Here is a 14,486-nt window from a genome sequence, read left to right as displayed (position 1 = left end):
GCCCGAAAACTACAGCGAGCACCTTGTAGAGTAGGTCGTCCGGCATAACGCAACCGTCCTCTCTTTTAGGTTGAAGACCTAAGGCGGGAAAACTCGGTCACGCCAGTGCAGTTTGTGCCAAGCCATTAAAATTATATCACCGGAACACCGTTCACCCACGGAGAGCGCCGGAAGGCGCTCGGCTACATCGTGAAGATGACAATCAGGATCAGCACGGAAAGTGCGATTGAGACGCAGCCAGCGATCGTTATCCGATCCCATTTCATGCTGTGAACGTTTGAAGCTGTGGCCGGTCCGCTCGTTGATTTGGGTCATGAAACGCATTGCGACCTGTCGGAACTTATATGCCTAGAACAGTGAATAGGGTCTCTCTGTAGTCCTACCGAGAACTAGTGAGGGCGCTGCGATGCCGGATGTTCGTCATCGTTCGTTAAGGGTCCTGGCGAGGGCGCAACTTATGCGGGGAGCGCGCTACCCCGGATGCCGATTTCGGCGAGATGGATAGCTGGGCCTTTGCGGCTCCTCGTGCCTGAAGCATAAAACGATGACGAAGGTTGCCAATGGACCGTTCGATCCCTTGATCCGACAAGGTCGCTTGGTAGGATGCTTCGATGAACCGGCATGGCGTTGGGGTGCAATTGACGGTCGGTGATGCGCCCATCGTGGTCGATGCAAGCTCCGATGCGCCTGAAGCGCGTGTCGCAAGCCGGCTCTCTCTCGGCTTGGCATGCGGAATGATCGCCGCTTTATCCGTGGTCTCCAATGCGAAGGCACAGGAGGCAGAGCCGCGATCCTACTCTAATACGCCTATCGGGTTGAATTTTCTGATCGCGGGTTACGCTTACTCGCAAGGCAAGCTCGCGTTCGATCCCAACACGGCGATTGCCAACACCACATTCCGCTCCGACACCGGGGTGCTGGCCTATGTTCGGTCCTTCGAGCTTGCGGGCCAGTCTGCCAAGCTTGATGTGATCGTGCCGACATCGTCCTTCGCCGCGCATGGCCTCGTGAACGGTGAGCCGCGCGAGCGGGAGATGTCGGGTTTGGGCGATCCGCGGTTTCGCTTCTCGGTCAACTTGTTCGGGGCACCCGCGCTCTCGGCGAAGGAATTCGCCAGTTATCGACAGGATCTAATCGTCGGAGTAAGCATGCAGGTCTCCGCGCCGGTCGGGCAGTATGACAACACGAAGCTGCTCAACCTAGGCGGAAATCGGTGGTCATTCCGGCCCGAGTTCGGGATTTCGAAGGCATGGGGTCCATGGACCGCCGAGCTAGCCCCAAGCGTAACCTTCTTCAGCAACAACACCGACTTCTTCGGCGGCAATACGTTCTCGCAGGCTCCGATCTATGCCGTGCAGGGACATGTCATCTACACGTTTCAGTCCGGCATATGGATGGCGCTGGACGGGCTCTATTTCGCGGGCGGCCGCACGGCCCTCAACGGCGTCAAAAGTGATAACGAGCAGGCGATAACGCGAGCTGGCTTGACGGTCGCTTTGCCGATCAATCGACAGAACTCACTCAAGCTCTCTGCCAGTACCGGCATCACGACCCGCACAGGAAGCGAACTGACGGCAGTTGCTATCGCATGGCAGTATCGTTGGGGCGACGGATATTGAGGAAGGATGTCGTATAACAGGCCGAAAGTCCGTAGCGGTCTATTCGCTCGATCAGGCGCGGGCCATCGTCGCGGTAAGACAGCAATGCAGTTTTGGCTAGTTGCCTTATCAAGGCGATCTTTTTGCACGTGGACCTTCGCCGCTGCGCTGGCGGTCGCATTGTTGCTGGCGACGCTGGCTCAAAGTCAGGCGGCTGATCCAGGGCCCAAACGAGTTCTGATGCTGCATTCATTCGGTCCTCGTTCCAAACCTTGGAGCGACTACGCTCAGGCGATTCGCACAGAAATAGACCTGCACTCGCAGAGTTCGGTGGAATTTCTGGAACATTCACTTGTGAATGCCGGCCAATCTCAGGAAAAATTGGAAGGTGCCGTCGTTGAGTACCTTAGCACCCTCTACACTGACCATCCGCCCGACCTTATCGTGGCCCTCGGCGCACCGGCAGCCAGTTTCATCCAGCGCCATCGTCAGCTTATTTTTCCAATGGTGCCGATGATCATTACAGCCGTAGACGAGCGCGTAGTTCAATATGAAAAACTGACGGATAATGATGCTGTAGTGTCGGCCACGAATGATGTTCCGTTTCTTTTCGAGAATATCATGCGCGTCTTGCCCGACACAAAGACCATCGCAATTGTAAACGGCACTTCTCCGATAGAGCGATTTTGGACGGAAGAAATGCATCGAGAACTCGCGCCACTCGCGGGCCGGGTCGAGCTAAAATGGTACGATGAACTTCCATTCGACGAGCTTCTTAAAAAAGCAAAACATCTTCCGCCTCATACCGCAATCTTCTTTGTTCTAATGAATGTCGATGCGGCAGGGATAACACACGAAACGGGCAATGCTCTGAATAAGCTCGCTGCCTCAGCCAGCGCGCCGATTTTCTCTTTCGATGGTTCTTTTTTCGGAGAGAATGTCGTTGGCGGACCGATGTTCTCTCCGCTTGAGGGAGGGCGGAGAGCCGCAGCCGTTGCCATGCGCATCCTTGAGGGAGAAAAAGCAGGCAATATCAAAACTCCGGCCATCGAATACGCGTCGCCAAAATTTGACTGGCGGCAAATGCAGCGGTTTGGGATCAGCGACAGTGACCTGCCTATTGGCAGCACCGTCTACTTCCGACAGCCGACGGTTTGGGAGCGGTATAGGTGGCAGACCGCATCCATCGTCGCGATCATTCTGATACAGACCGGGTTTATTTCGGCCCTGCTGCGTGAGCATCGTCGGCGTCAACTTGCCGAAGTGCAGGCGCGGCAGCGCATGGCTGAACTTGCTCATGTCAATCGCTTCTCGACTGCTGGTGAACTGACCGCCTCGATTGCTCACGAAATCAACCAGCCGCTCGGCTCTATTCTGACGAACGCCGAAACCGCAAAGGCAATCCTGCAATCTCCCAGCCCTAACATTTCCGAACTGAACGAGATTGTGGACGATATTGTGAACGATGACCGGCGCGCTAACGAGGTCATCCGGAGCATGCGCAGCCTTCTAAAAAAGGCCCCCTTCGAACTGAAACGTCTCGACCTCAATGACGTCGCGCGGGAAACCATCGAATTTCTCTTGTCGTTGGCTGTCGCACGAAAGGTCGAGTTGATCGGCGTGATAACGCCGGGTGCGCTTCCGGTCCTCGGCGACCGCGTCCAACTTCAACAGGTCATTCTGAACCTTGTCGTGAACGGGATCGACGCGATGAAGGACACGCCGAGCGAGAATCGCATCATCAGCATCCGAACTTCGCGGGTCGAACACTTCGCTCAGCTATCCGTGTCAGATCATGGTTCGGGCATTCCCGAAGACAAACTAGAAGGAGTCTTCGAGCCGTTCTATACCAGCAAGGCCGAAGGCATGGGCATGGGACTATCCATCGCGCGCACTATTGTCCAGGCACACAAGGGGCTGATATCAGTGAGAAATAGGGATCACGGCGGCGCGTCTTTTAGGATCAGGCTTCCTCTTGTTGGTTGACCCAGAGCGGCGGCTTCGCGCCGAAAGCCACCGTCGAGCCGATCCATCCGAAGGCCATTCCGGTGGCTGCAAGAAGGCGAGTGGATTGGTCGTCAGTCAGCAGGGCGGCGCACTTGCCGCTCCCGCCTACGGGCCTCCCGGTCGGTCGTGTTCGCTTGATCTGGATCAAGCCCTCCGCGCGAGAGGGGGAACTAGGCTCTCTCAGCCGCAACATGGGTGGCCAAGGCTGAAGGCGCGTCCGTGAGAACACTCCGTCAGATCATCTCCGGAGACGAGATCATCCAGCTTGTGATCCGGCTAAGTTTGCTCGCGGTTCTGATCGCCTGGACACTGGTCCTGATCCGTCCGTTCGTGCCAATCCTGGCCTGGAGTGTCGTGCTCGCCGTCGCGCTTAATCCGGTGTTTCAGCGCCTCGCCAAAATCCTCGGCGGCCGGCCGAAATTTGCGGCAGCGATCTTAACCCTTATCAGTCTTGCCGTTGTCATCGGGCCCGCGACGTGGCTCGGCATGGGCGCAGTCGACGGGATCAGGGATGTTGCCGGTCAAATGACAGCGGGCGAGGTGTTGGTTCCTTCGCCACCTCAATCGATCAAGGATTGGCCACTCGTCGGGCCTCGGCTCTTCGATCTCTGGGATCAGGCCTCGACCAATCTGCGTTCGCTTCTGCGCGAAGTGGTGCCCTATCTCAAGCCCTTCGCGACGACCTTGCTTGGATTTGCCGGCAGTGCCGGTGTGGGGACCGTGAAGTTCCTGCTGTCCGTGGTCGTGGCTGGCGTCCTGTTTCCATATGGCCCGCAACTCGCGGCCGCGGGTCGTGACTTTCTATCACGGATCGTGCCGGACCAGAGCGAGCACTTTCTGGACCTCGCGGGTACCACCATCCGTGCGGTCGCCCAGGGTGTGATCGGCGTCGCGATCGTCCAATCCTTGCTCGCCGGCATTGGGTTCAAGCTGGCCGGTATCGCCAGCGCCGGACTGCTGGCGTTCGTGGTGCTATTACTGTCGATCGTGCAGATCGGCGGAACGATCGTCATCCTGCCGGTCATTATCTGGATCTGGACCGACAAGGAATTCCCGATCGCGCTTCTGCTAACGGTGTTTCTCGTGATCGTATCAGTGCTCGACAACATCCTAAAGCCGCTCGTCATGGGGCGAGGCCTTACCACGCCCGCAATCGTCATCTTGATCGGGGTGATCGGGGGAACCCTCGTCCACGGCATCATTGGCCTCTTCATCGGACCGATCATTCTGTCGGTGGCTTGGGAGCTGACGGTTGCCTGGATCCGTACCGAACGCGCTCCGCAGCGGGGAGATGTTGGCTATGGGCCGCCGCGCTCTCTTGATCTGCATCAAGGCGTCTCTTCAGCCCCTTCGCTGGATAACAATCGCTGACCCACAAAACCACGAGCATGGCCGAGTCCGCGATGGGAGCGACGTCGTCCTTCGGGAGAACGCGCTTCTCGGCTACCATGTAATCGATGATCCAGAGATCGACCTGCGCCACCGAACGTCCGGCGTCGTGGCAGTTCAAATTGGTACAGTTTCCGACCATGGAGAAGAATGGCCCGTAGAGACCGTGCTCGGGAATGTCGATGGCGGCTGCACCATATCCGCTGCCGACCGTCGCCACCACGAAGTAGCCGCGCTTGGCGAACCACTTCGCGGCGTCGCGGAATCCACCTGCGGAAAGAAGCCGCGATCGACCGGCTTGAGCGAGACGCCATGGTTCATGATCGCGAGCGGGAAGGGGCCGTAGCCGAGGGGGCGAACATCGGGAGTGGCAGCGGCAGCGCCCAGATCCTCCTAGGTACGGACATTGTCGGCGATGGCTAGCAAGCCGAAGGCGGCAAGGAGCCCAAAGCCGTCAAGAGCGGTCGGAAGATTGCGGCCAACTGCCTACGCATCGTCGCCGCCGTCAGCCGGCATAGGTGAGCGCCACGATGATCGGGCCGAGTACGGTCAGGACGACATTGCCGATGGCGTAGGGCACTGCGACGCCGAGTACTGGGGTCTGACTCTCGGCGACTTCGCAGGCTCCGGTCACCGCAGCATCGACGGTCATGGCGCCAGCCAGCGCCCCGCAGGTGATGACCGGATTCATGTGCAACACATAGCGCGCAAACAGCGTCGCGACGATCAGCGGCACCAGCGTGACGACCAGGCCCATGCCCAGCAGCAAGGCCCCGTGCGCCTGTATCGCAGCCCAGGCCGCGGCTCCGTTGCCGAGGCCGATTGCTGCGATGAAGCCACCGAGCCCGAGATCGCTCAATGTCTGCTGTGCCGCGCGTGGTAACGCTCCGATGGTCGGCCGGCGCGACCGCAGCCAGCCGCAGACGAGGCCTGCGATCAGCGCGCCGCCGCCGCCGCCCAAGGTCAGCGGGATGCCGCCGACCCTGAAGCTGACGAGACCCGCGAGGAGACCCGCGGCGATGCCGGTTGCGAGAAAGGCGATGTCGGCGCGGTCGCCGGAGCGCAGGATCTGCCCGATCTTTGTGGCAGCGCGCTCGATGTTGCGAGTGCTGCCGACGAGCGTCATGACGTCTCCGACATAGACGCGAGTGTCCGGGCCCAACGGGACCTCGCGACCCATCCGGGTCAGCGTACGGAGATAGACGCCGCGTGCGTCGTTGCCGACGCGTTCAGCGATCTCCTTGATCGATAGGCCATGGAGATGGCGGCTGTCGACGAGGATGTCGATCACATTGCCTGGGATTGCCTTCAGGATTTCGTCGGCATCGATTTCCTTGCCGATGACCGGCTTTGCCGCGACGAGGGCAGCGGTTCGCCCGGCGACGACGATGTCGTCGCCTGGTTCGAGAATGGTGTCGAGGCGCGGCTCGATATCGGCTCCCTGCCGCACGATTCGCTCGACGACAGTGCGGCTGCCGATTTCCTCTTCGACGTCCTTGACCGTGCGTCCCGCGGCGGCCCATACCCGGTACGCGCGCGCCTGGAATTTGCGATAGTGGAGATTTTCACTTTGTGGCGGGTTGCCGCCGGAAAGTTCGGCCTCCAGCTTCGCCGCCTCCGCCTTCAAATCGATCCGCATCAGTTTCGGTGCGACAAACGGCACGTACAGGAGCGTGAGAATATAGCCGAGGACATAGGTGACGGCGTATCCGGCTGCGATGTTTGCTTCCTGCTGCTTTAAAGCATCACTGGACAGGCCGACCTGCGCGAGCGCTCCGGACGCCGTGCCGATGATGGAAGATTGCGTCAGCCCACCGGCGGCAAGTCCCGAGGCCGTGCCCGGATCGAGCTTGAACGTGAATGCAAATATCAAAACGAGGATGAGGCCCGTACTGCCGAGCACGAGCGCCATGACGACCTGCGCCAGGGTGCGGATGCTCAAGGAGGCGAAGAATTCGGGGCCGGACCGGTAGCCGATCGTGAACACAAACAGGCTGAACAGGAGCACGCGCAGCACCGACGGGAATGTAAAGGTCCCGAGCTGACCAATGAGAACGGCCACCACCAGTATGCAGGCTGTCGTTCCGAGCGAGAAGCCACGAATCCTAACTCGGCCCAGCACCGTGCCGATGGCGATGGAAAGCAGCAGGAAGATTTCCGGAGCGGTGGAGATCATCCACCTGACGGTACCCATGGCGCATGCCTCCAGCCATTTGCGCCGAATTTGGTCCGTGAAACCCGGCGACGCTTGATTCAGATCAATCCTCGCCGACGGAAAGCCGTTGCCCATTGAGCCGTGCAGAATTCGGGACAGTCGTGACGGATCAAGGAGGGCACTCTCGTTGATTTAATATCTGCGCAGATCGAGGCGTTCACTTCTGCAGCGCGGGCATCCCGATTGACTGGACCTGTCCAGTATTGAAGGAAGTGAGCGAGTTGCGGGGCCAGGGCATTGCGCCATGATCGCGCCAATCGAGCGCTGAGGAAAGCCGCCAGCGATCCCCGCGCCCACATTGCATATTTCCGCTCGGTCCAGTCGCGCTCATCGCGCCATGCCTGCAAATTGGCCTCGGTAAGGCCTGCAGCCAGATCGCGCCAGGCGGAGCTTCCTCGAAGTCGACCGCGCTGCCGTCGCACTCGCTGTGCTGTGGAGTTCCTGGATAGAACCCTCATTACCGCGCCCATTGATCGGATTCGGGGGACGCCGGCCCGGGCGGCTATCCATCCGATGCAGACGTCGGTGTAGTAAACGTGCCAGCCGATGCGCTCTTCCATCGGCCGGCGCGTCAGCGCGGAGGCATCCAGCAAAATTTTTCGGTCATGATGCCGCAGTGAATGCAGCGTGATCCGCGATAGTCAAATCGCCCATACCCGCGACGCCATACTGCCCTTTGCGGCGCGGAACGGACACGTCGCTCAGCGATTGTCTGGAGGAGGGGACTTGACGAATTCGCGAAGTTCTCTGCGCCCCGCTAGGCTGCATTGATATCTGCCGCGAGGCTGCCGAAAAGATTTTGCACGGCCGCGAGGGCGTCCGCATCTTCAATAAGCAACTGCCGTACCGCGCCTTCATACTGAGTCCTGCTCTGGAAGCCAACCACCTTGTCCGAGTTTGGTCTTGGCTGTGTGAAAACGCCGAGCCCAGCTAAACAAAAGATCATGCTGGCGAACGAACTAAACTGCGCCGCAACAGGCGGGGGGCCCTTCTCCAATTCGCTTCTGAACCCGGATTACAGTAGCGGCGTGCCATCTCCCGCCGGTGGGGGTCGCAATCTTGCGCTCATTTAACGCCGCGGCCATGGCCCGCGCGGATCGGCCAGCGAGTTCAGTCAGGATCGGACGCAACTGCTCGGCGCGTTCCATCGCCTCGTCGCGGTTCGCGATGCCCCTTGCGTTGAGCCCGCCCAGTTTAACGCCCTGAGCCTTTTTAGCCGCGAGCGCGTCCCGAGTGCGTCGGGAGATCATCGCCCGCTCTTTTTCAGCCAGCGCGGCGTAGAGATGCAACATGAACGGGTCGGCGTCAGCGCCCAGCTCTGCGACGATAAACGGCGTCTTGTGCGACATCAGCCCGCTGATGAAGTGAACGTCACGGCTCAGCCGATCGAGCTTGGCAACAATGATCGGCGACTTGAGCTTCCGAGCCGCCTTCAGCGCCGCCGCGAGTTGCGGTCGGCGATCGAGTGCATCCGCACCCTTGCCTGTTTCGACCTCCTTGAAGGTCTGGATTAGGTTGTAGCCTTCAGCTTCGGCAAATCTGGCCAGCGCCGCTTGCTGGGCCTCGAGTCCAAGGCCTGACTTCCCCTGCCGCACGGTCGAAACCCGGATGTATGCGATGGCCGATTTAATCATGAGACTAAAATCCTAAAATTTACAACACTGCAACCAGCGTTGGCGTGTTACAGGCACTCATGGCAATGGTCTAACATACTGTAATTGAATGATTTTTTGGAAAGTTTCTGCAGGGCAGGCGAGCCGCGGGAATGCCCTTGGGCTGCGGTGGGAGATTTTCAGCGAAAGCCCTCACAAGTGCCCCTGGCGCACCGACCAGGGCCACTCGTTGCGGTGGCCACCGAGCGGACTGCCCCGTTGGACGAGGCCGGGAGGCAGGTTGCTGGCGCCACTGGCGCTGCGAATCCCAAGGTTGCCCTAAAGGGCCGCGGCCGGCGAGACGCCTACACGGGCCGCCATAGCTCCCGAGACCTATAGCAAGCACATCACCGACCATGCCGACGACATCTCGCGCGGCGCTGCTGCAGCAGGAGCCGCGGAAGCGGTCGGCCCAGTCATCGCCCCCCGCGTGGAGCAGCGGACGCGCAGGCCATCTCGGCGCACCATCAGCCGGTAGCCGTCACGCTTGATTTCGTGGACCCAGCCGGTCCCGGACGGTGGCCGTGCCACCTTCGACGGCAAGCACGGTTCGAACATGGGTCCTCCAGATGTATCGTCAGATGTGCTAAACCGCTTTTCAACCAGCGCGGTATGGGATCAGATGACAGAACAAGCGACGTGGGGCACCTTCGACCAGATGCTTCAAAGCGCTTTCCAGAAGATCATTGACGATAAGCTCCTGTCGCCTGATCAACTATCGGACGCATCGAGTAACATCACCAAGAATTTTATAGTATCGGCTGCCGCCACAATGCGGCGCGACCTCAAACGTAGGGCACCCGCGATGCTGGCGGGTACGCGCCGCGAAACCTCCGACTTTGAAAAACGGAATCTCCAACGCTGGCGCAAGGCGTTCAACTTGATCGAGTTGATCTGGGAAGTCGCTGCTGAAGTTGGCAACAAATTCAACCAAGGTTTACATGGTCAATCGGTCGCTAGGGATCAGGCTTATCTTTTTCAGGCGCTTGTCCACACACACGCTCGCTCGATGCTGGTCGCGAGCGAGTGCATCTGCTTGATGAGAGGCGGCTTCCCCGACGGTGCTCTGAGCCGTTGGCGGACGTTGCATGAGTTGAACGTCGTCGCCTCATTCCTGTTGAGCAACGGGAATGCCGCAGAACGCTACATGGTCAGCTTCGAAATTCAGGCCCTGACGGCTGCACGGCAAATGAAACGGTACGCGGAGCGTTCCAAAATGGACCCGCCAACTGACGATGAAATTTCCGCAATCGAAGCGCGATGCAACGCTCACATTGCTCGTTTCGGCAAGGACATTCAAAACGACTATGGCTGGGCCTCCGAAGTGGTCGGAAAGAAATCACCGAACCTGCTTGATCTTGAGGAGGCGGTCGGACTTGACCACTGGAGACCAAGGTTCAAATGGGCTTCCCAACACACCCATGGCGGGCATCGCCCGTTTGGCACCATGCTGGCCACGACGGAAGTGTCTTCTCCTGTGTTCGCCATAGGGCAAAGCAATTCCGGTATGGTGGATCCGTTGCACATGACGGCCATCAGCTTGACCCACGCCACTAGCTCTCTGTTGATGTCCCGACCAAGCATCGACAGTGCGGTTTGCTCCAAGGTGCTTGTCGGACTTTCTGATGATCTGGGAGCCGCTGCAATGAAGGTCGAACACGTCAAGGCTTACAAGTAGCTAGCTCGCAAGCAGATCGACCGAGCGCGGAGAGAATTCATGGTCAGCAGGGGCAGCGCAATCATTCTGCGACTTCCGACTGCGGCGGCTCGCCGGTATCCGTGCTCACTGGCAATGCGCGCAGCTTGTTGTAGTAGTCTGCCAGCTCCCGCGGGCTCATGTTGTGCACGGCCTGCGACGTCATCGTAGGACTTTGAGAATTTCTCGCCTTTCAGCGCCTCAGGCTGGTGAAGCCAGGACCCTATGGCCACATGGGGCAGGTTGCCGCACGCCAGCATAGGGCACTCGGTCCCCATTATTGCTACTCCCAGAATACCCGCGGGGCGCGCCGGCGCGCCGCTCGGCGAGCAACTGCAGCAGGGCGAGCACAATCGCACAATCATTCTGCGGCCTTCGAGCACAGCGGCTCGCCGGTATCTTTTTCGATTACCAGAGGATTGACGCTGGCCGGTCGTAGCCTCAGCTTATTGTAGTAGTCCGCCAGCTCCAGCGGACTCATGTTGTGCTCGGCCTTGGCCTTGATGGTGTGCTCAAGGTTGCCTTTGACGGCGACCATGGCTTGCAGCGGGATCAGGCGACCAAGCAAGCTCGCGAACACCTCTGGTCGCTTGTCCGCAAGGTACTTGACGTAGCCGACGAGGTCCTTGGTCTTTGAGTGCACGCTGTTCTCGGCCGCGAGGATGATTGCTTCCTTCAACGCACGTGTCACCTTGTTTTGCGTGCCCTTCTGACGGCCCCCAAAACGTTCGCCTTTCTTGGGTATCTTTAAGCTGGCTACATGACCACGGGGCATCGTGTACCGCCTTTCTATCCTTTAACTTAGCTACCGGACGGTGCGGCCTTGAAAACGGCAGCTTCGCCGCCGAGAGTCTCGTAGCCATCATAGCCGTCGCATTGCATCGCCTATTGAACGTGGGGTTGCTGGAAACGCCACCACCACCACCACAGTTTTTGATCGGCGTGCGAACCAGCTGCCAAGGTTAAGCCGCCGTGCCGCTCGCCTCAAGCCTCGGGTTCGTTGCGGCAGGATGCCATGGTAGCGCCTTTGGTCCGCAGCCGTTAGGTAAGCGCTGGCCGGGGCTACCAGCCCGGTTGCGGGCGCTGCTGGTGCGATGAGGGTCATGGCTGCCCCTTTTGCCCATCGCCATGTGAGAAGCGCCCATAGGCCCTGTCAGGCCGGCGGGCTGGGCAGACCTGCGCGGGGGCGCCCGCATGGCTTTGCCCACTTGGGGTATCCCTGGGCCACGTGCGCGGGGTCAAAGTGCGTTGGTCGCATGGGGCTACACTACTACGCACACGCACATGGGATTTTTGCCTAGGACGCCCGCGCACAAACCAGCGTTGTAGTGCTATGGTGTCCGCGTATGTGCGTGTAAACACTAACTATCTGGCACAACGCTGCTACAACACTACAACATGGTGCGGCGCCCCAGTATGCCCGACTACAACACTGCGGTGTTGTAGTAGCTCCCTTATGTGCGTCACGCGTCATTAAATCGCCGGTTCCGGCAAGGTAGGCACATCCAGTTCCGGAGCCTCCTCGACGGCATCGCTCGGCACCCACCAGAAACGTTTGCGATAGTTCTTGATGGTGAGGCCCTGCAGCTCTCCACCTAGGGCCCTGATCCACGTGGCAATATCCCTGCGGTTCACGTTGCGGAGCCCTTCCCGGTCGAGAAATTTAGCCAGTGCAGCCATCGTGAAGTAGCGCCGCCTGCTTTCCTCGTCCTCCCACGGTAGCTCGCGCAAAAGGTCCTCTCTCACTTTGCCGCGCATCCGGTTCGTCAGGAATGTCTCCAGGAGCTCTTTGAACTGACCCTCACGCGTCGTGTCCTCGTCCGCCTGCTTTACGGTCATCCTTGGCATGGCATCTCGCAGTGTGTTCAGCCAAATGGCCTGCTTCACGGCCGGAAAAACGATGTTCAATTGCTTAAAACACTGGGTCACGAACCGTCGATAGTCGGTGATGTCTCGCGGGTCCGTTATCCTCATCGTGACATTGCTGCCCCGGATCGTGACGTTCCAATAGGGTTCCTCAGAATTGATTTTTTCCAACCCGACGATCTCGGGGACGTCGCCGACGTCCTGTTCCGCGCCGACAATGGCATTCAGCTCCGCGATAGATGGCTCGGTCATGCCGCCACCTGGCCAATCAGCAACTTCCGATATACAGCGCGCCAGCGGCGATCGTGCTGATCGGCGTACCAAAATATCGTCTCAGCTCGGATCGAACGGATCTTTGCACATTCCCGCCACTTGCGCTGGCACGCGCGTGGCTCATATTTCGAAGACTGTCGGGACCACTCATCGAATACGGCATATCGCGCATCGCCGAGCGCCGAGTAAATTGCGGCGCCGATGCGATACCAAACCTCGTAGGCGTCGCTGGGCACGACGGACAGCGCCACCCTGATCTTCAGTTCGAGGTCCGGGTCACCCGGGAAGTAGTCATCGGGGTCAGTCGATATTCCTTTCCCTGCATCAGCCTCCATTATGGCCGCGAACGCCGGATCGTTGACGCGATCGATCTTGGTTTTTCGAGGCACCGTTTTCCTCGTGGGCGTGGCGAAACTAGTCAACTCCGAACGCCGCTCGGCGGTCAGGCGATCGACACTGCGCAGAAACTCTTCCACAGGCATCTGGTCGCGCACCTTAGAACCGGGACGAATGAAGCCGCCCGCACCGCCGAAATAAGGCATATTCAACGACTTCGGCAACACGGTGGGGTCGGGGTTCTGCGGCTTTGGGAAAAACTCCACCTTTGTGAGACTAAGGCGCCGCGCCATTCCCTCCGCGACCGCGGTCGCCTCTGCCACCGGGATCGGCTTATCGTGAAAGGCATACACGTGCGCGCCCCCTGATTTGGATGGCCGAACGTAGAACGGCAGCTTGTGCGCCTTGATCGCTCCGACGATGGAAGTGATATCGATGTCGTATTGGTCGACATCGACCACGCTTGTGCTGCTCGTGCAGTCATCGCAGGCCAGGCTGAGAACGAGCGGATATTTTCCGACGAGGTGCAGCTTCCACAGGTCGAGCGTGACAGGTTTGCGCACCGTCCTGTAATGCACTTCTAACTTGCCGTCGCGGCCACGCCGTTGGTGCGTGGTCTCGTCGACAATGTAGGTGGCATGCGCCCGCTGACTGGCGGGAAATAACCGCATCATTTGAACGTGTATCGCCGCCGTGCTATGTTGCATGCTGTTTGCAAAACAGTCCTGTGCCCCGTTCGCTGTTGCCACAGCGGCGGGGTTTTTGCGTGCGATGGATCCCTTCATGACTGGAATCCATTGTCGCGCAGCCATTGCTCAAGCGGTGTGACCGCCTCGCATTCCAGCTTTGATCGCGACGCGCGAACGTAGCCGTTCGGTGCGGTGCTCAGCCAAAGGTTGGACCCGCAGCCGGGGCACTCCTTCACCCATCGGCCGTTTTCGGTTGGAGTGAAGCCGAGAGGCAAGGCGGCAGTTTTCAGTTTCTCGACCTCCAGCGCCTTGCGCGACTCGGCGGCGTCCTGCGCCTTGCGGCAAGCATCCCATAGGGCCTCAATGTCAGGCCCCCTTTGGTGGAAAGTCGCGTCGCTTACCGCAGACGCATTCTCAGTCCCGAGCGGCGAAGCAGCACTGCCCGGAGTTTTTTTGGGGGACATATCACTCGACCTCACCTGGCGTTCGCGCGCGGCAATGGTGCTGCTGATTGTCTGTTCAAATTCATCTTGAGGCATCGCACCCAGGCGCTGCCATGAAGCGGATTAGTTCTTGGTGATGCCCAAATCTTTTAGCTTCGCCGGGGTTGCCTCGGATGACCCAGGTTTTTGACCTGGCGCTCTTCGTCGGTATTGGCTGCGGCTCGACAACAGGCTTCCAGTTCAATCGCCTTGTCGGAATTTCTTTCACTTCATCGACCTTGTGACAGGCGTCGATTGCCCTGCACATGGCGTCGTAACGAAC

The 14,486-nt window shown here is 59.4% G+C and carries 11 protein-coding genes; 4 read left to right on the top strand and 7 right to left on the bottom strand.

Going from position 1 to position 14,486, the window contains the following annotated elements; genetic code table 11:
* The first annotated feature begins 611 nt into the window (after positions 1 to 611).
* From ACVIGA_RS03885 to ACVIGA_RS03875, 3 genes are all read left to right on the top strand, one after another.
* Positions 612 to 1,619, top strand: a complete 1,008-nt coding sequence (locus tag ACVIGA_RS03885; RefSeq protein WP_456665348.1) for a transporter — start codon at positions 612 to 614, stop codon at positions 1,617 to 1,619.
* A gap of 84 nt (positions 1,620 to 1,703) precedes the next feature.
* Entirely contained in the window at positions 1,704 to 3,584 is a 1,881-nt protein-coding gene (locus ACVIGA_RS03880; protein ID WP_456665347.1) for a sensor histidine kinase, read from the top strand.
* A 240-nt stretch (positions 3,585 to 3,824) separates the two neighbouring features.
* On the top strand, positions 3,825 to 4,976 hold the full coding sequence (locus ACVIGA_RS03875) for an AI-2E family transporter (RefSeq protein ID WP_456670732.1): 1,152 nt from the start codon (positions 3,825 to 3,827) through the stop codon (positions 4,974 to 4,976).
* A gap of 523 nt (positions 4,977 to 5,499) precedes the next feature.
* Here ACVIGA_RS03875 and ACVIGA_RS03870 read toward each other — a convergent pair.
* On the bottom strand, positions 5,500 to 7,188 hold the full coding sequence (locus tag ACVIGA_RS03870) for an aspartate:alanine exchanger family transporter (RefSeq protein ID WP_456670731.1): 1,689 nt from the start codon (positions 7,186 to 7,188) through the stop codon (positions 5,500 to 5,502).
* 980 nt (positions 7,189 to 8,168) lie between these two features.
* On the bottom strand, positions 8,169 to 8,843 hold the full coding sequence (locus ACVIGA_RS03865) for a recombinase family protein (protein ID WP_456665346.1): 675 nt from the start codon (positions 8,841 to 8,843) through the stop codon (positions 8,169 to 8,171).
* A 505-nt stretch (positions 8,844 to 9,348) separates the two neighbouring features.
* Between ACVIGA_RS03865 and ACVIGA_RS03860 the strand changes: the two genes are divergently transcribed.
* Entirely contained in the window at positions 9,349 to 10,539 is a 1,191-nt protein-coding gene (locus ACVIGA_RS03860) for a DUF5677 domain-containing protein (protein WP_456665345.1), read from the top strand.
* A gap of 61 nt (positions 10,540 to 10,600) precedes the next feature.
* Here ACVIGA_RS03860 and ACVIGA_RS03855 read toward each other — a convergent pair whose 3' ends face one another.
* From ACVIGA_RS03855 to ACVIGA_RS03835, 5 genes are all read right to left on the bottom strand, one after another.
* The gene (locus tag ACVIGA_RS03855; RefSeq protein ID WP_456665344.1) at positions 10,601 to 10,723 is read right to left on the bottom strand and encodes a hypothetical protein; all 123 of its coding nucleotides are present in this window, start codon (positions 10,721 to 10,723) and stop codon (positions 10,601 to 10,603) included.
* 195 nt (positions 10,724 to 10,918) lie between these two features.
* Entirely contained in the window at positions 10,919 to 11,332 is a 414-nt protein-coding gene (locus ACVIGA_RS03850; RefSeq protein WP_456665343.1) for a hypothetical protein, read from the bottom strand.
* Positions 11,333 to 12,030: 698 nt separating this feature from the next.
* Complete coding sequence (locus ACVIGA_RS03845; RefSeq protein ID WP_456665342.1) at positions 12,031 to 12,675, bottom strand: hypothetical protein; 645 nt, start codon at positions 12,673 to 12,675, stop codon at positions 12,031 to 12,033.
* A complete protein-coding gene (locus ACVIGA_RS03840; protein ID WP_456665341.1) occupies positions 12,672 to 13,817 on the bottom strand; it encodes a PriCT-2 domain-containing protein in 1,146 nt (381 codons plus the stop codon). Before ACVIGA_RS03840 ends, ACVIGA_RS03845 begins: the two co-directional genes overlap by 4 nt.
* On the bottom strand, positions 13,814 to 14,260 hold the full coding sequence (locus tag ACVIGA_RS03835; protein WP_456665340.1) for a hypothetical protein: 447 nt from the start codon (positions 14,258 to 14,260) through the stop codon (positions 13,814 to 13,816). Before ACVIGA_RS03835 ends, ACVIGA_RS03840 begins: the two co-directional genes overlap by 4 nt.
* Positions 14,261 to 14,486: the final 226 nt, after the last annotated feature.

This window comes from Bradyrhizobium sp. USDA 3240 (genome assembly GCF_054063295.1).
This window is presented reverse-complemented; position numbering and strand designations above follow the sequence as displayed.